Raw genomic sequence first — 23,613 nt, forward strand, 5'->3', positions numbered from 1 at the left:
CGCTACCGGGGTTTAACGATGATCTGGTTACGCAAGCTGCGACTGGGATTTCACCTGTTGCGCGGGATGCTGGTCTGCGCAACGGTCTTCCCGTGGGCGAGTGCTCACCTGCGTGAGCGGCTGATCCGGAACTGGTCGCGCAAGCTGCTGGCCATCTGCGGCATCGAGGTGGAAGTGCAGGGCCTGGCGCCGGGTGCGTCGCCTCCGCGCGGCGCGATGCTGGTGTCGAACCATATCTCGTGGCTGGACATTTACGTTATCCACAGCTGGCAGCCGGTGCGCTTTGTCGCCAAATCGGAAATCCGCAGCTGGCCGGTGATCGGTTGGCTTTGTGACAAGACAGGCACGATTTTCATCGAACGTGCCAGCAAACGCGACGCACACCGGGTACTGCACCACATCGCGGACGTGATGCGACAGGGCGATCTCGTCTGCGTGTTCCCGGAAGGCACGACCACCGATGGCAGCAAGGTGCTGCCGTTCCACTCCAACCTGATGCAGGCTCCGCTGGTGGGCGGCCTGCCGGTGCAGCCGGTGGGGCTGAGCTATCTGGATGCGGCGACCGGCGAGCCGACGCTGGCACCGGCGTATATCGACGACATCTCGCTGGTCGAATGCCTGAACGCCGTCCTGAAGTCGCCGCCGATCAAGGTGCGGCTGACGCTGGGGCCGCCATTGCTGGCCCACTCGGCAAGTCGGCGGGAATTGGCGGAGGCGGCGCGGGAGGTGGTGGTGCATCTGCTGGATGGCTCGGCCGCCGCCGCATTGGATGTGGCTGAAAAGCTACATCAGGGGCCAATGCCGGCAGTCCAGCCTGCGACTGCCACGTCCTGAGCCTCTGGTCGTCCCCGCTCCCGCGGGATTCGCATTTTCAGGCGAACGGATCAGAATACTGGGGGCAATCGACCTGGATGACGGTCCGATCGCCCGGATCGCGCGCCAGCCTGGCAGCGGTTAGCTGGCCGCCCCAGACACAGCCGGTATCGAGCGCCATCAGATCGGGGCGCATCACCAGACCAAGCGTCGACCAGTGTCCGCACACCACGGTAGTGTCAGCCGTGCGTCGTCCGGGGACGTCGAACCACGGCATGACGCCGGCAGGCGCCTTGCCGAGACCTTCCTTGGTCTTGAGGTCCATGACGCCGTCGGCCGAGCAGAAGCGCAGGCGGGTCAGGGCGTTGACGATCACCCGATGACACTCGATGCCACGCAGGCCGTCATCCCAGCGATCCGCCGCATTGCCGAAGACATCGGCCAGGAAACCCTGCCAGTTCGGGCCCTGCAACTCGGCTTCGACTTCGTGCGCGAGGTCGATGACCTGGTTGGCTGTCCATTGGGGAAGGACGCCAGCGTGGACGATGAGGAAATTCTCTTCCTTGATGGCCAGCGGCTGGTGGCGTAGCCAGGTGATTAAATCGTCATAATCGGGCGCTTCCAAGATGTCGTCGAGGGTGTCGGACTTGCCCTTCTTGCGGACCCCGGCGGCTACCGCGAGCAGGTGGATATCGTGGTTGCCGAGGACCGTACGGGCGCGCTGGGCCATGGCCTTGATGGCCCGCAGGGTTTCCAGGGAGGCGGGGCCACGATTCACGAGATCGCCGACGAAGCGCAAAGGTGCGTCGGCCGGCAACTTCGCGAGCAGTTCGCGATAGGAAGGGGCGCAGCCTTGGAGGTCGCCGATGGCGAAAACGGAGTCAGACGCAGTTGGATTCACATGCATTGAAAATTGCCGAAAATATCAATAAAGGCGGAAAAGTGCCAGAACAGGCATTCTCTTATCACCTCATAGTCGATTTGGCGATTCGTTACAACACGCTACAAAAAGTTGGGTGTCACCCAAAGGATGAGGGGCGGGGTCAGATAGAATAGCGCCACTTCCACGAGGACTTAAAAAAGCCGCTATCCCCCACTGGATCAGGCGGTCCCCCGACTATTGTCGGGCACTCGGAACATATCGATAAGCAGGGAGCAAAGTTTGTCGCACATTTTTGTCACAGGCGGGGCTGGGTTCATCGGGGCGAATTTCGTCCTGGATTGGCTTGCCCAGCCGGGTGCCGACAGCATTGTCAACGTCGACAAGCTGACGTACGCCGGAAACCTGAAAACGCTCGCCTCGCTGGAGGGCGACAGCCGTCACGTCTTCTCGCAGACCGATATTTGCGACCGTGAGGCTTTGGACAGGCTGCTCGAGCAGTACAAACCGCGTGCGGTCGTTCATTTCGCGGCGGAAAGCCACGTTGATCGATCGATCCACGGTCCGGCGGAGTTCATCCAGACCAATATCGTCGGCACGTTCACGCTGCTGGAGGCCGTGCGCGCATATTGGGGCACGCTCGACGACAGCGCCAAGGCCGCGTTTCGCTTCCTGCACGTCTCCACGGATGAGGTGTTCGGTTCGCTCGGGCCCGCCGACCCCCAATTTTCCGAGACCACGCCATATGCACCCAATAGCCCGTACTCGGCATCGAAGGCGGCCTCGGACCACCTGGTACGCGCCTATCACCACACCTACGGCGTGCCCGTGGTGACGACGAACTGCTCGAACAACTACGGACCGTATCACTTCCCCGAGAAGTTGATCCCTCTGATGATCACGAATGCGCTCGCCGGCAAAGCGCTGCCGGTCTATGGCGATGGCCAGAACGTGCGTGACTGGCTCTACGTGCGCGACCATTGCAGCGCTATCCGCGAGGTGCTGGCCCGTGGCCGTCTGGGCGAGACGTATAACGTGGGCGGCTGGAACGAAAAGACCAACCTCGATGTGGTGCATACGCTGTGCGACCTGCTGGACGACCTGAAGCCAAAGGCGACAGGTTCGTATCGCGACCAGATTTCGTTCGTGAAAGACCGGCCCGGCCATGATCGCCGGTACGCCATCGATGCGCGTAAGCTGGAGCGGGAGCTAGGCTGGAAGCCCGTCGAGACGTTCGAGACCGGCCTTCGAAAGACCGTTCAGTGGTATCTCGACAATCAGGCGTGGGTGCAGGACGTGGTTTCGGGGGAGTACCGGAACTGGGTGGCGAAGCAATATGCAGCGTAAGCCGTTTAGCGCTCCCACCATTCTTGTAACAGGAAGCAACGGTCAGGTCGGGTTCGAACTGCGCCGAAGCATGGCGCCACTGGGCAATGTCGTGGCGCTCGACCGCCAATCCTGTGACCTAGCGAATTTTGAAGCGTTGCGCGACTTGGTGCGTCGAGTTCGTCCTCATGTCATTGTGAATCCCGCGGCCTATACGGCGGTCGATAGGGCCGAGAGCGAGCCGGACGTCGCATTCGCGGTCAATGGCACGGCAGTCGGCGTGCTGGCGAGCGAAGCCGAGGCAATTGGTGGCCTGCTAGTTCACTATTCCACCGACTACGTATTCGATGGGGCCAAGTCCGGCGCGTACGGCGAGACGGATGCGGTTAATCCGCAATCGATCTACGGTAAGAGCAAATTGGCCGGCGAGCGGGCGATTGCGCAGTGCAATGCCAACGCTGTGGTGTTGCGCACGTCATGGGTTGCGGGAGCGCATGGTAGTAATTTCGCCAAAACCATGCTACGCCTGGCGCAAGAGCGCGACAGCCTTCGTGTGATTGCCGACCAATTTGGTGCGCCGACGACCGCATCTCTTATCGCCGACGTCACGGCAGTCGTGGTGCGTCAATGGCTGCAGCGTGACAAGCTTGGCTTCGCCCCTGGCGTTTATCATCTGGCTGCCGGCGGGGAAACGACATGGCACGGCTACGCGGCAGAGGTTTTGCGGTACGCCAGACAGCGTGGCGTCTCACTTCGCGTCGACCCCGACAAGGTCGAGTCCATTTCCACGTCCGAATATCCGCTGCCTGCGCCGCGACCGGCCAATTCGCGACTTGACACCGTACGGCTGAGCAATACGTTCGGTATTTACCTCCCGGACTGGCGCCAAGGTATCCACTACTTGCTTGATCAGATCCTCTAGTGGGCGCGCCTCCGATGAAGCAACTAGATCAGGCCCCGCCTGAGTAGGTTTGTTTCAGTTTTTGGTGGCTCCCTTGAAAGAACGAAATTGATGTGAGGCGTTAGTTTCCAGTCCTTATGATCACCATTACATTGGCGTTTCTCGTCTCATCGTTGCTCACGTTTTTCGTGGTGCGATATTCGCATTTCCATGAGCATCTCACCGCTGACTGGGATCTGGGTGGCGTGCAAAAGCATCATGCGAAACCAGTTCCGCGTATTGGCGGACTCGGTATCGCGGTGAGCTTCGTGTTCGTTGCGCTTATTACCTGGTATCGCGCCGATGCGGTGACTGGTATCACCATGCTCAAGCTGGCGGGGTGCGCGGTGTTCGCTTTCGGCGCGGGATTCTGGGAAGACCTTACAAAACGGGTGTCCCCGCGCGAGCGGCTGATTGCCACTATGGTGTCCGCTTTGGCCGCGAGCCTCGTGTTGGGCGCGAGTATTACCCGAATCGATTTTGCGGTAGTGGACCAGATCCTGGCGATCTCCTTCGTGTCGATCGCCATTACCGCTATTGCCGTCTCGGGCCTCGCTAACGCCATCAACATTATCGACGGGTTCAACGGACTCGCGTCGATGGTGTCGATGATCATGTTCCTGTCGTTGGCCTATGTCGCGTTCCAGGTTGGTGATGCATTTGTGCTGACCGTGGCCTTTGCCATGATCGGCGCCATTTTCGGGTTCTTCATTTGGAATTTCCCGGCGGGCGCCATTTTCCTTGGTGATGGCGGCGCTTATTTGATTGGTTTCGTGCTAGCTGAGCTTGCCATTCTCCTGATTGTCAGGCATCCGCAGATTTCTGCTTGGTACCCTTTCCTGATGGTGATTTATCCGATTTTCGAGACGCTGTTTAGCATCTATCGCCGCAAAGTGGTCAGGGGCGTACCCGCCGGGCATCCAGATGGCGTGCATCTTCACACGCTGATTTACAAGCGCCTGATGCGCTGGGCCGTGGGCAGTGCCGAGCAGCATCACAAGCTGCGCCGCAACTCGATGACTTCGCCGTATCTCTGGCTTCTGAGCCTGTTCGCCGTGGTGCCCGCCACGCTGTTCTGGAATAACGGGGTGGTGCTAGCGATTTTCTCGGCGGTATTCATGGTTTTTTATGTGTGGATCTATTGGCGCATTGTGCGTTTTCGAGTTCCACGCTGGATGATTTTTCGGAAGTGAGGTGACGATGTCTACCCTTAGGCATATTGGATCTACTAACGACGAGCTGGATGCCGAACTTGGCCGAATCACACTGGAGTTTTTGAAGCGTGCGAAATGGTGGCTGCTGGCTGGTGCCGTGCTGGGGGCGTTTGCCGGCTTCGGCGCTACCTTCTTGGTTAGGCCCCAATGGGAAGGCACGGTTCTCCTCCAAATCGGACAGATTGGTGCCGAAGAGGGAACCAATGGCGCCGCGCTAGAACCACCGGGCCGAGCAGTGGACCGCATGCGCTCGCGGCAATTCCTTGCAGCAGTAGTCCAGCGTCTGGGCATTCCGTATTCGACGAGTCAGCCGAGCGTCGATGCAGATCTTTTCCTGAAATCGGCCACTGTGAACCAGATGCGTAATTCGGACTTGCTGGAAGTGTCCGTGCGCGCGTACGGAAAGGAACAGGCGGCGCAGTATGCCAAGGGATTCGCGGACGAGCTGACACAAGTCCATGCGGTGCTGGCCACGCCATCAGTCGCGCGGTTGAGGTCGGAACTGGGGCAGATCGAGACATCGCTGACGGCTGAGGCCGCTCGGAAAGCCGAATTTCAGAAAATTTCACAGGATCAATTCCGCGGCGACGTTTCGCGGCAATTCTCGGAACGCCTGTTACTGTCCCAGTTGCTGACACAGAGCGAGACTACTGTACAGGCGCTGGAGCGCCGCAAGCGTGCGCTCGTGGAGCGTCTGGACCCCGCACGCACGTTCGAGACCCGCGCACTAGGTGCGCCGGAAGTGAGTCGCTTCCCAGTGTTCCCGCGTAAGTCGGCGTTTGCCGCGGTGGGGCTGCTGCTGGGGCTCGTGACAGCGCTGGTGCTGTCGTTGGTCTGGTTTTTAAAGAAACGCTGAGCCATCTGGTAGACCCGTGTCATTGCCAATGACCTCGGCATATCAGCGAATTGGATAACGGTACGTGGCTGGGTGGGAATTGCCAAGGCAGGCAGCCTAATCTCGATGTGATAGGTGCTGGCCCGGGCTGGCAGCCGCCGGATGCAAGATGATGATGGCAAAAATTGTTCATTTCGGGAAATACTATCCCCCCGATGCAGGTGGCATTGAGAGCGTGACGTCGAGCCTCGCGCAAGGAGCGTCGAGCGTCGGCCATGATGTCACGGTCGTGTGTTTCAAAAAGTCGGCCGGTGAGGAGCACAGTGTTGTGAACGGCGTGCGTGTCGTCCGCCTTCCAATCGGCAAGATGGTCGCTTCGCAGCCTCTGGGACTGCGCTATTTGCTCGCATGCCTGAAGGCCGCACGCAGCGCTGACCTGGTTCACCTGCACGTACCCAACATGCTTGGTGCGCTGGGCGCCTTGCTGATCGGGCGCAGGCCCCGGCTTCTGGTGCATTGGCATGCCGACGTGATCGACAAGGGCCTGCTGGGAAAGCTTTTGCGCCCGCTGGAAGTGGCCCTGCTGAAGCGCGCCGACTGCATCGTCGCGACGTCGCAAGTGTACGCTCATGCGTCGCCGCTGCTGAGTCGCTTTGAATCGAAGGTAACGGTGGTGCCCATCGGTGTAACCGACGCCCGCAAACAGACCGGAACGTCCAGCTATGGGCCTAGGGCGGAGGCCAAGGTACCGCCGGATCTGGCGTGCAAGCTGGCTGGCCGGAAGGTGATACTCGCAGTAGGCCGGCTGGTGCCTTACAAGGGTTTCGATGTACTGATCGAGGCCGCGAGCCGCCTGAGGGACGATGCGTTGGTCGTGATCGTTGGTAGCGGCCCATTGGAGGCGTCTCTCGAGGCAGCGATTCGAAAGGCGGGTGTGGCAGACCGCGTTGTCCTTGCCGGCCGCCTTTCCGACGAAGCGCTGCACGCACTGTTCGGCGCAGCGTGTCTATACTGCCTGCCGTCCGTGACGCGTGCTGAAGCGTTCGGCGTCGTCCTGCTGGAAGCCATGGCTTATGGCTTGCCGATCGTAGCTACGAACATCCCCGGCTCCGGCGTGCCCTGGGTCAACAAGCAAGATGTTAGCGGCCTCAACGTACCAATCTCTGACGCCGGGGCGCTGGCGGACGCCTGCAACCGAATCCTGGATTCTGACCATGTCCGCGCACGCTTTTCGGAAGGGGCGCGCCAACGATTCATGACGGAATTCACCGAAGAGGTTTCCGTGAAGCGGATGATGGCTACGTACCAGCGTCTGGTGGTGTAGAGCCTTGTGATGCAGGTGTCCGGTGCATGTGAAGTGCGGACAGGCGGTTGCGCTGACGCAGCCGCACGGCGGTGCCTTGAATGGCAAAGGAATAACTCATGATTTCGGTGACTCCAGTAATTCTGTGCGGTGGTTCTGGCACGAGGCTATGGCCGCTGTCACGGGCCGGGTTTCCCAAGCAGTTCCTCTGCCTAACGGGAAACGAGAGCCTTTTTCAGCAGGCCATTGCCAGGGTGAGGGGGCTGGGAACCGCCGAGGCGCCAGTCGGCGATCCGATTATCGTCAGTAACGAGGAGCACCGTTTCCTGGCGCTGGAGCAACTGCGGGAAACCGGGGTGCCCTTGGGTGCAGCATTACTGGAACCGGCAGGACGCGGCACCGCGCCAGCGCTGACGCTGGCTGCGCTCGCAGCGGTGGAGTCCGGCAACGATCCGGTGCTCGCGGTGACGCCGGCGGACCAAGCGATTGCCGACAATGCCGCCTATACCGCTGCGCTGCGAAAGGCGATCCGGGAAGCGGCGACGGGCGCCATCGTCATTCTTGGCATTCCTGTTGAGCGTCCGGAGACCGGATATGGGTATATCAAGACGGGCGACATTCCCGCCGATGCCAGAGCGGTGCGCGACGTCGAGGCATTTGTCGAAAAGCCCGATACCGCCACTGCCCAGCGCTATCTGGAAGCGGGTGGCTATTGCTGGAACAGCGGCATGTTCGTGTTGCGCGCCTCGGTCTGGCTGGACGCCCTTGGGCAGTTCCGTCCCGATGTACTGGCCGCAACCCGGCTGGCATGGGACGCCCGCACTCGCGACGACAATTTCACGCGACCCGGCAAGACCGAGTTCTGCGATATTCCGGACGACTCCGTCGATTGCGCCGTGATGGAGCGCTGCCCAAAGAGCCGCTTCCCGATCCGCATGGTGCCGCTCGATGCCGGATGGAGCGATCTCGGCGCATGGGATGCGATCTGGAATACTCTGCCGAAGGATGAGGCCGGCAATGCGTACGTGGGCGATGTCATTACCACCGGCAGCCGAAATACGCTGGTGCACGCCACCAGCCGCCTGGTCGGGGTGGTAGGGGTCGAGGATCTCATCGTGGTGGAGACGCCGGACGCGGTCCTGGTAGCGGACAAGTCGCATAGTCAGGACGTCAAACACATCGTCAACACCCTTAGCCGGCAGCAGCGCCAGGAGCAGACCCTGCATCGCAAGGTGCATCGCCCGTGGGGCTGGTACGACAGCGTGGACGAAAGCGACCGCTTCAAGGTCAAGCGCATCCAGGTGAAGCCAAGGGCCAGCCTGAGCTTGCAGAAGCACTATCACCGCGCGGAACACTGGATCGTGGTCAAGGGCACGGCCGAGATCACCTGCGGTGAAAGGACGATCCTGCTGACCGAGAATCAGTCGACGTACATTCCGCTTGGCGAAGTACACCGGCTTGCTAATCCCGGCAGCATACCGCTGGAAATCATCGAAGTGCAATCGGGCAGCTATCTTGGCGAGGACGACATCGTCCGGCTCGAGGACAACTACGGCCGCCAATGACCAACGGGCGTCGCCAGCGCGGTGATCCCTGTCACCGCGCTGGCGCCCCTTTTCCCCTTCACTGTTGAATGACCGGCGCCTGCCGAACGCTGTATTCCTGGATTCCCGTAATGACAAGCAACTCACCGCGGTCGCCCCGACACGAGCAAAACCTGCGCGTTGCGCTCATCGGTGCGTGCTACTACACGTCGCCTGCGAAATTCGCAGGCCTGACATCGTCGTTTGGTGAGATCCTGATGCAGGACGGCGGACTGGCCCGCCAGTGCCTAGTGAGCATGCGTGCGCCAGTGGAGCCGGCCGTGGAACAAGGCGGCGCCACATCCTGGGTACCCTGCAAGGGCAGCTTCTTCGATATCTCCGCCTATGCCTCGGCCTTGGATATCGCTGGGGATCACGACCTGTACGTGGTGCTGAACGACACGCTATTCACCAAGCATGCCTGGCGGCCGCTGGCTCAGCGCCTCTGCACCCTGATGCCGAGCCTGGCCGCTGTCGACGAGCCCGCAGCGGCGGGCGAAGTCCATCCTTCCACCGACCTGCTGATGGTAGATGCGCGCAATCCCACGCGCCGGCACCTTTCGACGTTCTGCTTCCTGCTGAACCGGGCGGGGTTCGAGACCATGTGGGATCTGAGCAGGCAACTGCCGGCCGATGCCGAAAGCGGCACCGTGCGAGCCTGGCTCGACCAACTCTGCACCGCGCATACGCCCCTGAAGCATCTGCTGCATGTGCATCTGTTTGGCCCGGTCACCCCCTGGTCATGGAAGGGCCGCCTGAACCCGTCGACGGCCGAGGACCTGATCCTGCGCAAGGCCGTCACCGTGGCGTTCGAATATCTCCTGAGCGAGACGCTCCTTCAGCGGCAGGGGCTGGTGATGCCCGTCAACTATGGATTCAAGTACCGGCTTGGTGCGAAAGCCAACGTACTGCTCTCGCGGATCGCACGAAAATGAAGAGAATCAAGCTACTCGCGCTAGGGCCCCAGGAAGTCATTCCGCCGGTGAACGGCGGCAAGGAAGGCATTCACGGGGCATTGGCATCGCTGGCCCGCCATTTCGATGTTACCTATGCCTATCCGCGAGCCGAGAACAGTGCCGCCGTTGCCGATGGCTACCAGGCCATGGGTGTGCGCCAGCTCGCCGTGCCGTTCGCGCCGGTGGAATCGATCGGCGTGGTGGCAAATGCCACGATGCGCGGGCAACCCTACAAGTTTGCCAAGTACTCGACTGCGGATGCCGCGCGTGTGCATCTGGAAGCGATCGGCAGCGATACGTTCGACGCCATTCTCTGCTTTCACCCTCATACCGTGGCGCTGGCGGAGAAGATCAGCCGGGCCAGAGGCTGGCAAGTGCCCATCGTGCTGCGCGAGCACAATATCGAGTACGAACTGGTGTACAGCTATCGCGATTCCCTGGGCGGGGTCAAGCGACTGGCGGCGGGCCTGTTCGCCCACCTTACGCGTCGCGAAGAGATTGACATCTGGAAGCGCGTGGACGCAGTGGCATTTCTCACGGACCACGACCTGGCGATTGCACGGGCCCAGGACAAGCGCAGCAATTTCTGCCTGGCGCCCGAGGGCATTCCGATTCCCCCGAAGCGTTCGGTGAGCCGTAAGGCGGTATCGACCCAGCTGCTGGCCTTGCTCAATCCGAGCGCAACCCAGAGTGTCGCCAGCCTGAAGCGCTTCCTCCACACCATGTGGGCGCCGGCTTCGGCGGAATCGGCGCTGCAAGAAGTATCGGTCGCCGTGACCGGTGTCGACGAGAACCGCCTGGCGGCTCTGGTGGGAATGACGCCGGAGCACCTTGGCGCATTGCGCATTCGCGCGTTGGGGTTCGTGCCGTCGCTTGCCGCCGTGTTCGCCGAATCGCTGGCGCTGGTGTCGCCCACCTATGTTGGCGGCGGCATCCGCAAGAAGATCCTTGAGGCCATGGCCAACCAGGTGCCGGTCGTGGCGACCCGTCTCGACGCCGAAAGTTGCGGCTATTTCCGTCCCGGCGAGAACCTGCTGGCGTTCGACACGGCGCAGGAATTCGTCGCCGGCGTGAGCCGCCTGGTGACCGACGACGCCTTCTGGCTCGATATTGCCGAGGCCGGCCGCCGTACCGTGGAGCAGCACGCAAGCTGGCAGTTGTTCGCGGACGAAATTCATGCAGAAATCGGCCGGTTGCTCAGCGGCGCGGGCACCGCGTCGGCGTCGGAACCAGCATGATGATTTCCTGGCTATTATCCATCGCATTCTCGGTGTCGATCGCCCTGATGGCGTTCGGGGCAGTCTATCGTCCGGAGGTTCTCGGCTATCTGGCCGCCTCCCCGGGGCCGCTGCTGCTCACGTGCTGCCTGCCCGTCGTGCTGCTGGTACGGCTGGTGGAAGGGCGCGCCCAGTCGGATGTCAGCCGCAATGTCTGGTGGATGATCGCCTACGGGGGCGTGGTATCGATCTTTTGCGCGTTGATTGCCGGTCCGACCGTGTTTTTCCTGGGCAAGTCGGTGACACTGCTGGTGCTGTCCATGGTATGGCTGTCGCCGCTGCTGTTCATTGACCATCTGCGCATCCGGCATCTGCGCCGGGCGCTGATAGCGGCACTCGTGATCTGCGCGATCGGCTATCTGTTTAGCGACCACTTCCGCCTGTTGCCGTCCACCCTGAGAGAGTTGGTGTTCGCGCCAGCGTATCAGGTGATCGGCGACGAACGCGCGCGCGGCTTCATGCAGGAGAATTCGCACTTCGGCACGATCATTGGCCGCTACGCGATGATGCTTTACTTGATCAGGGAGATGGCCCGCCCGTATTCGGCTAAGCGCCAGGCGACGTTCATGTTGCTGATGATGGTCGTGCTGGCTCTGGTGGGCTCGAAAGGCGCCGCCATCAGCATTCTCGTGGCGTTCCTCTGGGTCAGCATGTCGCGTCGGCTGATTCCGTACCTGCTGTTTTTTGCGCCGATCGTGATCGCCGTGGGCTTCCGTCAAGCCGAGGCGGTGGCGCACGACCTCAGTAATTTCACCTCGGGTTCCACGCGCATGACGCTGTGGCTGACGGGACTGGCGGGCCAGGTCGTCAACCCATTCGGGTTCGGCTACTATGGATTTTATGGCGCGGTCCAGACATTTGGCGGTTGGGCGATGGGGTGGCTGGGCTCGATGCTGCCGCTCAATTTTTCCGAGGTGACGGAGATCGTCGAGAATCTCAGCAATGTATCGACTAAGTCCACCTTGTTCGATTTCCTGCTGGTGTTCGGCGTTTTCTTCATCTGGACCCTGTACATGATATGCCGCCGCATCCGCATCAGCGACCCGCGCGCCAAGGCAGCCATCGTCTACCTGCTGCTGACGTCGCTCGCGAGCGCGGGGCACGAATCGATTTCCTTCTTCCTTGGCTTTGCGGTGCTCTTACTGGCATTTCCGCACGAGGATCGCCGTGCGGTGACGGCCAGCTCGCCGGACATCGCGGCCCCGGCCTATGCACGGGATCGGGAAACCACATCAGGATGACTGTCTTTTCAGGTGATTGACTATGATTATTCGAGCACGCGCGCCACTTCGTCTGGGACTCGCCGGCGGCGGTACCGATGTATCGCCGTATTGCGATGTGCATACCGGGGCAGTTCTCAACGCCACGATCGATCGCTATGCCTACGCGGTGATCAAGGTGCTGGATACGCCTACGGTCCGGTTTGTCGCCACGGACCAGAATGTGGCAGTGGAGCGCCCGCTGGACGAAGCGTTTGGCGTCGGCTCCAAGCTCGCGCTGCATGAGGCCGTCTATCGGGAGATCATGACGACGTTCAACAACGGCGTGCAGATGGCGCTCGAACTGACAACGTTCTGCGATGCGCCGGCGGGTTCGGGCCTGGGCTCGTCCTCCACGCTGGTGGTGACGATGGTCCGCGCGTTTGCGGAGTTGCTGCGCCTGCCACTCGACGACTACGCGATCGCGCGCATGGCGTTCAAGATCGAACGTGTGGATTGCGGTCTCAAGGGCGGCCGGCAGGATCAGTATTCGGCAACGTTCGGTGGCTTCAACTTCATGGAGTTCTACGCTGAGGAGCGCGCGCTGATCAGCCCGCTGCGTATTAAGAATTGGATCATTTGCGAGCTGGAGGCGTCGCTGGTGCTGTTCTACACGGGCGTGTCGCGTGAATCGGCAAAGATCATCGCGGACCAGAGCAGCAACATGCAATCCGGCAGCCAGGACTCGATCGAAACCTTCCACAACATCAAGCGCGAAGCGTATGTGATGAAGGAATGCCTGCTCAAGGGTGACTTCTCCGGCATCGTCGAGTCCATGCGCCAGGGTTGGGAAAACAAGAAGAAGAGTGCGCGCACGGTATCCAATCCGCTGATCGACGAGATCTACGAGGGCGCGGTAACGGCCGGCGCATTGGCGGGTAAGGTGTCCGGCGCGGGCGGTGGCGGTTTCATGATGTTCTTCGTGCCGCCGGACCGCCGCATGCAGGTCATTCACACACTGAACAACTACGAGGGCCAGGTGAGCAACGCTCACTTCACCAAGAACGGCACGCAAGCATGGAGCATCGTATGAACGCGACCTACATCGTCAACCAGGTCAAGGAAACCCAGCGCATCATGGCCGAAATGCTGGCGCAGCCGGCATTGCTTGCCGCCGTGGAGGCAGCTGCGATGGCCTGCGTGGCGTCGCTGAAGGCGGGCGGCAAGGTCCTGCTGGCCGGCAATGGCGGCAGCGCGGCTGATGCCCAGCACATCGCGGGCGAACTGGTCAGCCGGTTCGCATTCGACCGGCCGGGCCTGCCGGCCGTGGCGCTGACTACGGACTCGTCGATCCTGACCGCGATTGGCAACGACTACGGCTACGAGAAGCTGTTCGCACGCCAGGTGCAGGCGCAGGGCAAGCCGGGCGACGTGCTGATCGCCTATTCGACGTCGGGCAAGTCGCCCAACGTGCTGCTGGCTTTTGAGACGGCTCGTGCTGCTGGCATCACGACGATCGGCCTCACCGGCAATCGCGGTGGCCCGATGGGCGCTCTTTGCGATCATGTGCTGGAAGTGCCGGCGGCCGACACGCCGAAGATCCAGGAAGGTCACCTGGTGCTGGGGCACATCCTGTGCGGCATCATCGAGAATGAGATTTTCGGAGGTAAGGCTTGATGGAGACAATCGTCCTGGCTGGAGGCCTGGGCACGCGGCTGCGGCAGGTGGTGGCGGACGTCCCGAAGGCCATGGCCCCGGTTGCCGGACGCCCATTCCTGGAGATCCTATTGACCACGCTGGCACGCAAGGGATTTACGCGCGTCGTGTTGTCGCTGGGATATCTGTCGGAGCAGATCGTGCGTCACTTCGGCGACCGTTACGCGGACCTGGAACTGGTCTACGAGATTGAGGACACGCCGCTGGGCACAGGCGGGGCGCTGCGCGCGGCGCTTGCGCGCTGCACCGACGAGCACGTCTTTGTCTTCAATGGGGATACGTTCCTGGATCTGGAAGTGACCGAAGTCGTGCGCCAGCTGTCGCGCGACGCCGGCCCGATCATCGTGGCCCGTGACGTGCCCGATACCAGCCGCTACGGCCGGCTCGACGTGGAGCGCGGACGTGTGCGAGGTTTCATGGAGAAAGGCGTTGCGGGCCCGGGGCTGATCAATGCCGGCTGCTATGTGCTGCCGCGCCGCTGCCTGGATGCATTCACCCGGGGCCAGCCCTTTTCGCTCGAATCGGACTATCTGGCGCATGCCGTGACGCAGGAGCACGTCGGTGTGTTTGTCACGCAGGGGTATTTCATCGACATCGGTGTGCCCGATGACTATGCGCGGGCGCAGACCGAGTTGGCAGGTATCGTGAAATGACGCCACGGCCAGCACTGTTTCTCGATCGCGATGGCGTGGTGAATGTGGACCATGGCTATGTCCATCGCCCGGCCGACTTCGAATTCCTGGATGGCATCTTCGATCTGTGCCGCGCCGCCAAGGCACAAGGCTACTGGATCTTCGTGGTGACCAACCAGGCCGGCATCGCGCGAGGCTACTACACCGAAGACGACTTTCACGCGCTGACGGAATGGATGCGCGCGGAGTTCAAGGCCGCCGGGGCGGAAATCGACGCCGTCTACTTCAGTCCGTATCACCCCGACCATGGCATTGGCGAGTACAAGCGCGAGTCAGAATGCCGCAAGCCGGGGACGGGCATGTTTCTGCAGGCCACTCGAGAGTTCGAGGTGGACCTGGGCCGCTCCGTACTCGTCGGCGACAAGATCAGCGATATCGAGGCGGGTCTGGCGGCGGGTGTGGCTTCCAACCTGCTCTTTACGCCACCGGTGGGCAAGCAGTATGAGGGATCGCAGGGCCAAGCAACGGCGGTGATCGCTTCGTTGCGCGATGCGATCGGCTATCTGGCGCCGCAGGCCAGCGCCACATAAGCAGGCTTCAGGGTGCGAAGTGCGCACAGTACATGCGCACAAGGCCGGGGCAAATCCATGCACTGGCCGAGAAGGAGAATATTATGACGACACGCAAGGGCATTATTCTTGCTGGTGGCTCCGGCACCCGGCTTTATCCGGTCACGCAGGCGGTTTCGAAGCAGCTGATGCCAGTCTACGACAAGCCGATGATTTACTACCCGCTCAGCACGCTGATGTTGGCCGGCATTCGCGAAGTGCTGATCATTTCCACCCCTGCCGACACGCCGCGCTTTCGCGAGTTACTGCGCGACGGCAGCCAGTGGGGCATGCAGATCAGCTACGCCGTGCAGCCGTCGCCGGATGGCTTGGCGCAGGCGTTCATCATCGGGCGCGATTTTCTGAACGGCGGTTCCAGCGCGCTGATTCTCGGCGACAACATCTACTACGGCCATGATCTGCCGCGCCTGCTCAAGAATGCCGACTCGCGCGAGCAGGGGGCCAGCGTGTTCGCCTATCACGTGACGGATCCGGAGCGGTACGGCGTGGTCGAGTTCGATGCCAGCCAGAACGCCATCAGCATCGAGGAAAAGCCGCAGAAGCCCAAGAGCGCTTACGCCGTGACGGGCCTGTATTTCTACGATAGTCAGGTGTGCGACATTGCTGCCGGCATCAAACCTTCGGCACGCGGCGAACTGGAGATCACCGACGTCAACCGGCACTACCTGGAACAGGGTTCGCTGAACGTGGAAATCATGGGCCGTGGCTTTGCGTGGCTGGATACCGGCACGCACGACAGCCTGCTCGAAGCCACCGGATTCATCGCCACGCTACAGAAGCGTCAGGGCCTGATGGTGGCGTGCCCCGAGGAGATCGCTTTCGGGCAGGGCTGGATCGATGCCGCCAAGGTGCAGGAGCTTGCCACGCCACTGGCCAAGAACGGGTACGGCAAGTACCTGCTCGGTCTTCTGAAATAAAGGAACGTTGCCATGCCATTTGTCGCGACTCCGACAGCGTTGCCCGAAGTCCTCGTCATCGAGCCGAAGGTCTTTGGCGATGATCGCGGATTCTTCTTCGAAAGCTTCAACCAGCGTGATTTCCAGCAGCTGACCGGGCTGGACGACACAGCCTTTGTCCAGGACAACCACAGCCGCTCCGCCAAGGGCGTGCTGCGGGGCCTGCATTATCAGATCTGCCAGCCGCAAGGCAAGTTGGTGCGTGTGGTGCGCGGGGAGATATTCGATGTGGCCGTGGACCTGCGGCGCAGCTCGCCCAATATTGGCAAATGGGTCGGCGTGACCCTGTCCGAGCAGAACAAGCGGCAGTTGTGGGTGCCCCCTGGCTTTGCGCACGGATTCGTGGCTATCAGCGACGCGGTGGAGGTGCTCTACAAGACCACCGACTACTGGTATCCCGAGCACGAGCGCAGTCTTCTCTGGAACGATGCGACGGTGGGCGTGCAATGGCCCATCGACGGCGAGCCGACCCTGGCCGCCAAGGATGCCGCCGGCAAGCTTTTTGCCGATGCGGACAAGTTCGACTGATGACGAAGCGCCAGGCTGCCACGCAATGCGGCTGGCCTGCGGGTCGTCGTGCGCCGGCTAGGCGGCCCGCGCCTGTGTGTCCAGGCGCATGCGTTCCCGGACATACATCCACGCGAATGCAGCGGCGCCGATCAGCTCCGTCAGGATGACCGAGACGATCGTCCCTTCCGCAGCCCACCCCAGCGTCAGGGGCACGACGTAGAGCATGTGCAGGATCGTCGCGACGATATAGACATTCCGCAGGGCACGCGTCTTGCCCATCGCCATCAATCCCAGGTTGCCGTAGACCAGTGCCACGCCGATGACCGGCAGCATGATCGCCTCCAGCTTCAGCAGGCCGATCGAAGGGCGGAACTGCTCGCCAAGCCAGAACGTCACGGCCCAGTCGGCGCACAGCATGATGACGGCCAGCATGACGACTGACGAGCCCATGATGGCCACTGCCGCCGTGCGGACCAGCTTGTGCGCGGCCGCTGGGTCGTTGGCGTTGTACTGGCTGATGCGCGGGTAGAACGCCTGTCCGATGACGACGAACACCGCTTGTGCCGCCAATCGGATCTTGTCGGCCATGGCGAACTGTCCAACGACCACCGGTCCGTAGAAGTAGTTCAGCAGGATCGAATTGAAATTGACGTAGAAGCTGATGAGCACGACCGAGAGGAACACAGGAAGCCCGTCGACCAGCGTCTCACTGATTTCCCGCATCCGGACGGCGGTGAAGGCCGCCAGCTTTCCCTTCGAAATGATGACAAGCGCCGCCACGGCCAGTACCGCGTTGCCGATACTGATGCCGAGAGCCGCCAGCGCGGCATCGCCTTCCCCCTTCACCAGCAGCACCACACAGATCAGGCTGATGGCTTTCGATGCGAAGGTGGGCAGTACCAGGGCCTTCATGCGCTCAAGGCCCTGGAATAGCCACAGCGGCGTAAATGAGTTGGCGATGAGCCCCACGCTGCCCGCAGCAAAGACCGCCCAGTGCTGCCGGATGTCGGGCACGAAAGTGATGCCGCCCAGCAGCAGGAGCAGTGCCCCCGCCATCAGTGCGGCACGTCCGGACGTGGTGCTGGCGTAGACGCGGTTCAGCGCGTCGGGCTCGTTCCGGTGCAGCGACACCAGACGGGTGGCCGTCAGGTTGTAGCCATAGTCCGTCAGCAGCGTCAGGTATTGCATGATCGCCTGGCAGTAGGCCAGCACGCCGAACTCCTTCACGCCCAGTACCTTGCCGAGGTAGGGCAGCAGCAGGAGCGGGAACAGATAGTTGCCGCCCTGGATCAGGATCAGATAGAAGAAGGTCTTCTTGATCGAAGTGGTCATCGGATGGGCCGTGATAAAGGGGCCGGATTGCCGGGGCTAGGGCGCATTGGCGGGCGACGCGCGCCGGGCCAGCCACGCCTGGATGTGCGAGGTGACTTCGGGCCAGGTCGAGAATCGCCGGGCTTCGTAATAAAGTGGGCCGGCATGCGGGCGTTCGGCAATCCTCGTCAGGCTGGCGCGCTGCACAGCCTGCGTCCCCGTGAACACGTGATGCAGCAACATGAAGGGGAACAAGCCGATCCAGCTCTTGCGCTGCGACGGATAGCTCAGCGCATATCGCAGGAACCGGATGCGATGCCCCCACGGTATGCGCTGCGCGTCGGCCGGACCGTTCTCGCGCAGGGGCGAAAGCACCTTGAAAAAAGGCGCGGGGCAACGAAACGCATTGTAGAGCGGGAACTGCCGGACGACGTCCAGCAGCGCCGCGTCGGCGCATGCCACGAGTGCGCTGGCATGGAGGCTGTCGTGATCTGGATGGCCGCCTTCCCATGCGGGCAGGTAGACACACTGCACGTTGCCGAAGGCGTCGAGCCACTCGCGGGTCCAGGTGCTCGCAGGCCCGAGCGCGACCAGCAGGTGGCCATCGCTGATATCCAGTTCGGTACCCGCGAACCTAACATCGGCAGGCGGCACGCCAAGTCGATTCAGCACCGCCAGGGATTCCTGGTCGCGCTGTGAGGAATCGCCGCCCGGCGGGACGCCGGTGGTGAAATAGGCGCAGACCACGCGATGTCCGCGCCTGAGTGCGGCGAGAATCAGCTCGTAGGCACCGAATTCATCGTCTTGGTGGGCGAACAAGAACGCGGAGACGGGGCGCACCCCGGACGCTTCAGTAGGCATCGAAGTCCAGGAACGAGAACTGAACGTGGCCCCGCGTCAGCTGCAGGCTGTCACCCTGCAGCGACCGGTAGATCAGGTTCAGCGGAGACGGGCGCAGGTGCGCCGGAATCTGGGCATAGGTGTGGAATCCGCAACTGCCATCCGGGGTGAGTCCCAGGTAGAGCCGGAACGGCGCTCCGCGTCCACCGGTGGCAGCGCCCTGCAGAGCCGCGGAAACGGGAAGCTCCGCATACGCGGACAGAAGCCGGCCCGAGGCCTGCGCGGTGAAACTGAGCTTCTGCCCGTGACGCTGGCACTGGATGGCGTTGACGGGGTTGGCCTGCCGCCATCCGATGGCTTCCTGCGTCCAGGTTCGCTCGAACTCCGCGTTGCGGGCGACTGCGTCGAAGTCTATGCCCAGGCCGCCGATGCCGAGTCGAGCGTCAAGCGGCTGCACCAGCTGGAAGCCCAGCTTTCTGACAAACCCCGGCGTGCTGTTGGCATTGGCCACGCCATACACGCAATCGAAACCCAACTCGGCCGCGCGGCGATAGGTCATGTCCGCAAGCTGCGTGAACAGGCCCTTGCCCTGGTATTCGGGGCGCGTAGCCGTGTTCAGCGAGAGCAGCGCGCGTGCTGGCGATCCGCCGACGCGGACCATTGCGGGGACACACGCGTAGTGCGCAATCAGCCGGTCACCGTCAAAGGCATCGAATGCGACGACCTGGCCGTCCGGATTGTCGGCATACAGCCAACGGAGGAATGCAGGATGCCGGAACTTGTCTGCAGTCGGAAAGCACGTCAGGAACAGGTCCCTGTACTGCAGTAGCTTGTCCGCCTCGACGCCTGCCTGCGCATAAGTTGTCATCGGAATACCCACAATCTGCTCAGCACGAACCCATTAATCGCGACGATGGGCAGCGAGATGATCTTTCCGGCCAGAACGCTGTCAAATTGGTGCTTGGTCACCAAGATCAGGCTCATCGTGATTAGGTAGTTCAACAAGACCACGGTGCCGTACCTGAAGGGCGTGGAAGCTGTATGTCGCGCCTTGAAGGTGACACGCGCGTGGCAGACGTAGTTGACGACGAGCCCCGCGACAAAGCCCCCGGAGGCAGCGATGCCATAGCCCAAGCGCATGTGCATCAGCGCCTGCATCGATGCGATATCCACGAGCATCGACAGGATACCGCCGAGCACGAAGAAGATGAACTGGCGCTTAATCATCGACCGTACCGCGAACTGACGGCCTGCGTCTGGCGCGCTTCTGGATGGCTCGATGCGGGACCGACGCGATGTCGTAGGCGATGAAAGCCAGTGTGAATTGCAGTCCGATCAGCAGAAGCACGGCCGCCAGCATGACGGTGCCGGCCGGTGTGGCCGTGCCGCGCTGCATCGACCCGACCCAGTGAATGCCGCCATACAGAATGCCTGACAGCATCATCGCGATCCCCAGCGGCAGCTCGATGGATGCCAGCGACATGTCGCGGAGGTAGTAGTTGTAGAAGATCCGCTTGACGAAATTCCGGGCGTGCTTGAACACAAACTCGCCCACAATTTTCCGAATGTGCAGGCCACTGACCTCGTCGCCATACCTGGCGTCCATGGGCACATCAACCACGACGGCGCGCAACGTATTCAGGCGAAACAGCATGTCGGTCTCGAAGAAATACCGGCGGCTGATTTTCGCGAACGGAAGCCGTTGCGCTACATCGCGATGAATTGCGGTGTAGCCATTGGTCGGATCGAATAAGTCCCAGTAGCCGGACGACACCTTGGTCATGAACGACAGGATGGCGTTGCCGAACAAACGTACCTTGGGCATCGCGGCGATTTCCTCGAGGTCGAAGAACCGGTTTCCCTTGGTGTAGTCGGCTTCGCAGCTCATGATCGGCAACACGAAATCGGGTATCAGCGCCGGGTCCATTTGTCCGTCGCCATCGAGCTTGACCATGATGTCCATGCCGTCGGCAATGGCCTGCTGATAGCCCCGCATAACCGCACCGCCAACACCAAGGTTGACCTCGTTCTTGAGGACAACGACCCGCGGGTCCTGATTGCTGGCTGTCACGTAGTCACCGCTGCCATCGGGGCAGCAGTCGTCCACCACATAGATCCTGGAGCACTCCGGCCCGATGCGCGCAAGCAGGCCGAGAATGTGCGTCCTGACCTTGTAGCTTGGAATCACGACAGCGATGGCGGGTTGGTTTTGCATCGTTCGCGTCCTCAATGGGAGTCAATCTTCACGTTCGTAACGACGATCTGGGCCGTGTCCTGTCGCGCAAGTTGAAGTTCTGCATGCGTCACGCCAACGGGAGCGGGCAGTGCTTCGGTGAAATCGGAGTCAGTCGTGTCGCACGGAACCAGTCGATAGTACGCATCATCACTGGAGTTCCACCGTAGAGCCAGGATCATGCGTCCCTTTGGCGAGTCGCAGCGCAGTGTCACCCGATAGCGCAGCGATGTGGCGCGGTCGATCGCAATCGTGGCCAACGGCTTCGGCTGCTCACTATCGACGATCGTGCGTTCCTGGCCGGTCTGGTCCAGTAGATCAAAGATTCTACGATATGCCAGGTCGGTGTCCGTTAAACGATAAAGCGTGTAGTTATCGAGCCGCTCCACAGGGTATGCCGTGCGGCTAAGGTATTCTCGCAACGCCCAGCCCGCGCTGCCGGGAAGGTAGGTGTCGAACGTACTCCAGATAACGAAGTCGATTCTTTCCTGTCTTAGGAAGGCGACGATCGCGTCAGAATCGCGCGCCGCGTCAAAGGCTGCCGCGTGGACCGGTGAGTACCAATTCGTGTACACCGGCTTGCCACGCAGCGTTGCCCCGAACGGCGCAGACGCCGGATACAGGACGGTAGCCCCCGGGTATCGCTCATTGAGCTCCGCCGTGAGCTGCTTCGGAGCGTTGTACCGATTGGCGATGGCCTCACGGCGGGCGGCGGTGTACGCCTGTTGCGGGCTAGCGCGGTCAAACACCCAGGAAATGCCCGGTAGGAAGTAAAGGTTCAGCCCGACGCAGGCCAGTATCACAGCCCGGATAGTCAGAACGCTCCGAGGCACTTCTTGGGCGAGCAAAAGGCCGATCAGCACCGTTGCCAGCGGCAGTACTGGAAACACATAGCGCCAGTACTGGGTCATGTAGAACATGATGATCCCGAAGCCAAAGAGCGGAATCAGCACAGTCAACACCTTGCGAACACTGTCTCGCGTGAGCGCGAGCAAAGCGAGCGCCGGCAAGAAGAGGTACTGGAATCCCGCCACGAAGTCCTTCGACTCATTGAACGCCGATGTCTTGAAGAAGACGTTCCAGTAGCTCTGCAGCGAGAAACCTGGGTTCCAGCGCTGGTCGGAAAAGTTGACTGCCTCGAAGTACGGCGATCTGAAGATGCCGTTGTAGAGAGGAAAGACGGGGTTGCCGGTGACCATCCACGCGTTCACATACGCCCCGAGTGCCGTAACGGCGAACATGCCGATGGCAAGCACGAGCAAGCTGGGGTACCGTAGCGCGGGCGGGGGTGCGCTGCCAGCGGACGTAGGAGCCGCCTGCACGACCGCTGTGCCGATGAGCAGCACGCCTGCGACCGCCCCCGGCAGCTTCGTGGCGGCACAGAGCGCCGCAATCGCAAGCAGCGCCAGGGCGTCGGGCGATGCCCACGTTTTGCGGAGCTGCATCGCCAACCTCGTGCCGCACGCCATCAGCGTTGCCAGGAACAGCTCGGCTTGAAGCGTGCTCAGAAGGCTGGCAAGCATCGGCGTGCTGCCGAGCGCCAGCAACAGCAGCAGTCTGTCCAGTTGCTGGAGCGGGAAGTGGGTCAGGGTTCTCCAGACCTGGATGTACAGCAGCAGAAGTAGGGCGAGGTTTAGTGCCGCCCGGGCATCCTCGCCGGCGCAGACCGAAGCAATGGCGTGGAGTCCTGCAACCGAAAACGGCGCCACTTCCCATACTTGCGTGAGCACATCGAACGAATACCGCTGATGCAGCGCAAGCTCGGTCCACAGCCGAAGGTGATGCGCATTGTCGTCATAGCCGACGGTCGGGAAGAAGACGTAGCGCGCGCTGACGGCTAGCAGCGCCAGCAGGACAACCAGGCCCCAATACGGCATGCCGTCCAGGATTTTTGCTCCCGCCATCAGCCGGTTGCCCAGCTCCTGCCGTAGCTTCGCTGCATGGCCCGGACGCAGCAGGGCAAGAGCTGGCAACGCCAGCACCGCGCAGTAAATAAGCCGATAGTTGATGGGTACATGGATCGCCAGTCCCAACATGGCCAATAGCAGCGCCAGACCGACAAATATCGATGCCGACCAGCCGGGGCCCCCATCGTCGGTGCGAAATGCTAGCGCCACCAAGCCACGGCCGTAGAGCAGCGCGGACGCGAACAGGCCGGCGGTGGCAAGCGCGGCCTCGAGGCCGACTCCCAAAGCAAGGTACCCGCCAAGGCTCGTGACGATGAGCGGGCGAGCGAGCAGCGGGGTGCAAACGCGCAGCGCCAGCGCCAGGGCCAGCCATCCAGAAATCCAGACAGCGAGGTCGAGGGCAGCGTCGAACGACCAGTAGAACGGCAGCGCGGGGCTATACCGGGACAGCGCCGCAAGGATGCCTACGACGGATATAGCAGCCAGCACGGTTGCCAGGTAGCTTCTTGTTTTAGTCAGGAGAGACACGGAAATCGGGAGATTGCAAGACATT

At 61.7% G+C, this 23,613-nt stretch carries 23 protein-coding genes; 16 read left to right on the forward strand and 7 right to left on the reverse strand.

The window, feature by feature from the left end; all coding sequences use genetic code 11:
* The first annotated feature begins 18 nt into the window (after positions 1 to 18).
* Complete coding sequence (locus AC3G88_RS01615; RefSeq protein ID WP_488893047.1) at positions 19 to 834, forward strand: lysophospholipid acyltransferase family protein; 816 nt, start codon at positions 19 to 21, stop codon at positions 832 to 834.
* A gap of 37 nt (positions 835 to 871) precedes the next feature.
* Here AC3G88_RS01615 and AC3G88_RS01620 read toward each other — a convergent pair whose 3' ends face one another.
* Positions 872 to 1,720: a symmetrical bis(5'-nucleosyl)-tetraphosphatase gene (locus tag AC3G88_RS01620; protein ID WP_488893048.1), complete on the reverse strand. Its 849-nt coding sequence runs from the start codon at positions 1,718 to 1,720 to the stop codon at positions 872 to 874.
* Between the two features lie 255 nt (positions 1,721 to 1,975).
* Here AC3G88_RS01620 and rfbB point away from each other — a divergent pair, with 255 nt between their 5' ends.
* The 15 genes from rfbB (at position 1,976) to rfbC (ending at position 16,787) form a co-directional block, all read left to right on the forward strand.
* On the forward strand, positions 1,976 to 3,040 hold the full coding sequence (gene rfbB, locus AC3G88_RS01625; RefSeq protein ID WP_488893049.1) for a dTDP-glucose 4,6-dehydratase: 1,065 nt from the start codon (positions 1,976 to 1,978) through the stop codon (positions 3,038 to 3,040).
* Complete coding sequence (gene rfbD / locus AC3G88_RS01630) at positions 3,030 to 3,941, forward strand: dTDP-4-dehydrorhamnose reductase (protein ID WP_488893050.1); 912 nt, start codon at positions 3,030 to 3,032, stop codon at positions 3,939 to 3,941. Before rfbB ends, rfbD begins: the two co-directional genes overlap by 11 nt.
* Positions 3,942 to 4,057: 116 nt before the next feature.
* Positions 4,058 to 5,152, forward strand: coding sequence for an MraY family glycosyltransferase (locus tag AC3G88_RS01635; protein WP_488893051.1), 1,095 nt, complete (start codon positions 4,058 to 4,060; stop codon positions 5,150 to 5,152).
* 7 nt (positions 5,153 to 5,159) lie between these two features.
* Positions 5,160 to 6,029, forward strand: a complete 870-nt coding sequence (locus AC3G88_RS01640) for a GumC domain-containing protein (RefSeq protein WP_488893052.1) — start codon at positions 5,160 to 5,162, stop codon at positions 6,027 to 6,029.
* Positions 6,030 to 6,177: 148 nt separating this feature from the next.
* Positions 6,178 to 7,332, forward strand: coding sequence for a glycosyltransferase (locus AC3G88_RS01645; protein WP_488893053.1), 1,155 nt, complete (start codon positions 6,178 to 6,180; stop codon positions 7,330 to 7,332).
* Positions 7,333 to 7,430: 98 nt separating this feature from the next.
* Complete coding sequence (locus tag AC3G88_RS01650; RefSeq protein WP_488893054.1) at positions 7,431 to 8,876, forward strand: mannose-1-phosphate guanylyltransferase/mannose-6-phosphate isomerase; 1,446 nt, start codon at positions 7,431 to 7,433, stop codon at positions 8,874 to 8,876.
* A 68-nt stretch (positions 8,877 to 8,944) separates the two neighbouring features.
* Entirely contained in the window at positions 8,945 to 9,829 is an 885-nt protein-coding gene (locus AC3G88_RS01655; RefSeq protein ID WP_488893055.1) for a hypothetical protein, read from the forward strand.
* Complete coding sequence (locus AC3G88_RS01660; RefSeq protein ID WP_488893056.1) at positions 9,826 to 11,088, forward strand: glycosyltransferase; 1,263 nt, start codon at positions 9,826 to 9,828, stop codon at positions 11,086 to 11,088. The genes AC3G88_RS01655 and AC3G88_RS01660 overlap by 4 nt, the downstream gene beginning before the upstream one ends.
* Positions 11,085 to 12,368 carry a hypothetical protein gene (locus tag AC3G88_RS01665; RefSeq protein ID WP_488893057.1) on the forward strand — a complete coding sequence of 428 codons (1,284 nt, stop codon included), beginning with the start codon at positions 11,085 to 11,087 and terminating at the stop codon, positions 12,366 to 12,368. The genes AC3G88_RS01660 and AC3G88_RS01665 overlap by 4 nt, the downstream gene beginning before the upstream one ends.
* Before the next feature lie 22 nt (positions 12,369 to 12,390).
* Complete coding sequence (locus AC3G88_RS01670; protein WP_488893058.1) at positions 12,391 to 13,419, forward strand: GHMP family kinase ATP-binding protein; 1,029 nt, start codon at positions 12,391 to 12,393, stop codon at positions 13,417 to 13,419.
* Positions 13,404 to 14,003 (forward strand): D-sedoheptulose 7-phosphate isomerase, encoded by a 600-nt coding sequence (locus AC3G88_RS01675; RefSeq protein WP_488893059.1) that lies wholly within the window; start codon positions 13,404 to 13,406, stop codon positions 14,001 to 14,003. The genes AC3G88_RS01670 and AC3G88_RS01675 overlap by 16 nt, the downstream gene beginning before the upstream one ends.
* The gene (locus AC3G88_RS01680; RefSeq protein WP_488893060.1) at positions 14,003 to 14,695 is read left to right on the forward strand and encodes a nucleotidyltransferase family protein; all 693 of its coding nucleotides are present in this window, start codon (positions 14,003 to 14,005) and stop codon (positions 14,693 to 14,695) included. Before AC3G88_RS01675 ends, AC3G88_RS01680 begins: the two co-directional genes overlap by 1 nt.
* Positions 14,692 to 15,264, forward strand: coding sequence for a D-glycero-beta-D-manno-heptose 1,7-bisphosphate 7-phosphatase (gene gmhB / locus AC3G88_RS01685; protein WP_488893061.1), 573 nt, complete (start codon positions 14,692 to 14,694; stop codon positions 15,262 to 15,264). Before AC3G88_RS01680 ends, gmhB begins: the two co-directional genes overlap by 4 nt.
* A gap of 83 nt (positions 15,265 to 15,347) precedes the next feature.
* Entirely contained in the window at positions 15,348 to 16,220 is an 873-nt protein-coding gene (rfbA, locus tag AC3G88_RS01690) for a glucose-1-phosphate thymidylyltransferase RfbA (protein ID WP_488893062.1), read from the forward strand.
* A 12-nt stretch (positions 16,221 to 16,232) separates the two neighbouring features.
* Positions 16,233 to 16,787 (forward strand): dTDP-4-dehydrorhamnose 3,5-epimerase, encoded by a 555-nt coding sequence (gene rfbC, locus AC3G88_RS01695; RefSeq protein ID WP_488893063.1) that lies wholly within the window; start codon positions 16,233 to 16,235, stop codon positions 16,785 to 16,787.
* A 57-nt stretch (positions 16,788 to 16,844) separates the two neighbouring features.
* On the opposite strand, the gene AC3G88_RS01700 is transcribed toward rfbC, so the two are convergent.
* From AC3G88_RS01700 to AC3G88_RS01725, 6 genes are read right to left on the reverse strand one after another with little or no spacing between them, the layout of a single operon-like run.
* The gene (locus AC3G88_RS01700) at positions 16,845 to 18,101 is read right to left on the reverse strand and encodes an oligosaccharide flippase family protein (RefSeq protein WP_488893064.1); all 1,257 of its coding nucleotides are present in this window, start codon (positions 18,099 to 18,101) and stop codon (positions 16,845 to 16,847) included.
* 36 nt (positions 18,102 to 18,137) lie between these two features.
* Positions 18,138 to 18,941 (reverse strand): PIG-L deacetylase family protein, encoded by an 804-nt coding sequence (locus AC3G88_RS01705; protein ID WP_488893065.1) that lies wholly within the window; start codon positions 18,939 to 18,941, stop codon positions 18,138 to 18,140.
* Positions 18,931 to 19,788, reverse strand: coding sequence for a GNAT family N-acetyltransferase (locus tag AC3G88_RS01710; protein ID WP_488893066.1), 858 nt, complete (start codon positions 19,786 to 19,788; stop codon positions 18,931 to 18,933). Before AC3G88_RS01710 ends, AC3G88_RS01705 begins: the two co-directional genes overlap by 11 nt.
* Positions 19,785 to 20,147: a GtrA family protein gene (locus AC3G88_RS01715; RefSeq protein WP_488893067.1), complete on the reverse strand. Its 363-nt coding sequence runs from the start codon at positions 20,145 to 20,147 to the stop codon at positions 19,785 to 19,787. Before AC3G88_RS01715 ends, AC3G88_RS01710 begins: the two co-directional genes overlap by 4 nt.
* The gene (locus AC3G88_RS01720; protein WP_488893068.1) at positions 20,140 to 21,135 is read right to left on the reverse strand and encodes a glycosyltransferase family 2 protein; all 996 of its coding nucleotides are present in this window, start codon (positions 21,133 to 21,135) and stop codon (positions 20,140 to 20,142) included. Before AC3G88_RS01720 ends, AC3G88_RS01715 begins: the two co-directional genes overlap by 8 nt.
* 11 nt (positions 21,136 to 21,146) lie before the next feature.
* Positions 21,147 to 23,588, reverse strand: coding sequence for a hypothetical protein (locus AC3G88_RS01725; protein WP_488893069.1), 2,442 nt, complete (start codon positions 23,586 to 23,588; stop codon positions 21,147 to 21,149).
* Positions 23,589 to 23,613 lie beyond the last annotated feature (25 nt).

Source organism: Cupriavidus sp. 86D6, assembly GCF_057815095.1.

Excerpts from the sequence above, each read along its gene's own strand:
- AC3G88_RS01615 (WP_488893047.1), top strand. The coding sequence starts at position 19 with ATGATCTGGTTACGCAAGCTGCGACTGGGATTTCACCTGTTGCGCGGG.
- AC3G88_RS01620 (WP_488893048.1), bottom strand. The coding sequence starts at position 1,720 with ATGCATGTGAATCCAACTGCGTCTGACTCCGTTTTCGCCATCGGCGAC.
- rfbD (WP_488893050.1), top strand. The coding sequence starts at position 3,030 with ATGCAGCGTAAGCCGTTTAGCGCTCCCACCATTCTTGTAACAGGAAGC.
- AC3G88_RS01635 (WP_488893051.1), top strand. The coding sequence starts at position 4,058 with ATGATCACCATTACATTGGCGTTTCTCGTCTCATCGTTGCTCACGTTT.
- AC3G88_RS01640 (WP_488893052.1), top strand. The coding sequence starts at position 5,160 with ATGTCTACCCTTAGGCATATTGGATCTACTAACGACGAGCTGGATGCC.
- AC3G88_RS01645 (WP_488893053.1), top strand. The coding sequence starts at position 6,178 with ATGATGATGGCAAAAATTGTTCATTTCGGGAAATACTATCCCCCCGAT.
- AC3G88_RS01650 (WP_488893054.1), top strand. The coding sequence starts at position 7,431 with ATGATTTCGGTGACTCCAGTAATTCTGTGCGGTGGTTCTGGCACGAGG.
- AC3G88_RS01655 (WP_488893055.1), top strand. The coding sequence starts at position 8,945 with ATGACCGGCGCCTGCCGAACGCTGTATTCCTGGATTCCCGTAATGACA.
- AC3G88_RS01660 (WP_488893056.1), top strand. The coding sequence starts at position 9,826 with ATGAAGAGAATCAAGCTACTCGCGCTAGGGCCCCAGGAAGTCATTCCG.
- AC3G88_RS01665 (WP_488893057.1), top strand. The coding sequence starts at position 11,085 with ATGATGATTTCCTGGCTATTATCCATCGCATTCTCGGTGTCGATCGCC.
- AC3G88_RS01670 (WP_488893058.1), top strand. The coding sequence starts at position 12,391 with ATGATTATTCGAGCACGCGCGCCACTTCGTCTGGGACTCGCCGGCGGC.
- AC3G88_RS01675 (WP_488893059.1), top strand. The coding sequence starts at position 13,404 with ATGGAGCATCGTATGAACGCGACCTACATCGTCAACCAGGTCAAGGAA.
- AC3G88_RS01680 (WP_488893060.1), top strand. The coding sequence starts at position 14,003 with ATGGAGACAATCGTCCTGGCTGGAGGCCTGGGCACGCGGCTGCGGCAG.
- gmhB (WP_488893061.1), top strand. The coding sequence starts at position 14,692 with ATGACGCCACGGCCAGCACTGTTTCTCGATCGCGATGGCGTGGTGAAT.
- rfbA (WP_488893062.1), top strand. The coding sequence starts at position 15,348 with ATGACGACACGCAAGGGCATTATTCTTGCTGGTGGCTCCGGCACCCGG.
- rfbC (WP_488893063.1), top strand. The coding sequence starts at position 16,233 with ATGCCATTTGTCGCGACTCCGACAGCGTTGCCCGAAGTCCTCGTCATC.
- AC3G88_RS01700 (WP_488893064.1), bottom strand. The coding sequence starts at position 18,101 with ATGACCACTTCGATCAAGAAGACCTTCTTCTATCTGATCCTGATCCAG.
- AC3G88_RS01705 (WP_488893065.1), bottom strand. The coding sequence starts at position 18,941 with ATGCCTACTGAAGCGTCCGGGGTGCGCCCCGTCTCCGCGTTCTTGTTC.
- AC3G88_RS01710 (WP_488893066.1), bottom strand. The coding sequence starts at position 19,788 with ATGACAACTTATGCGCAGGCAGGCGTCGAGGCGGACAAGCTACTGCAG.
- AC3G88_RS01715 (WP_488893067.1), bottom strand. The coding sequence starts at position 20,147 with ATGATTAAGCGCCAGTTCATCTTCTTCGTGCTCGGCGGTATCCTGTCG.
- AC3G88_RS01720 (WP_488893068.1), bottom strand. The coding sequence starts at position 21,135 with ATGCAAAACCAACCCGCCATCGCTGTCGTGATTCCAAGCTACAAGGTC.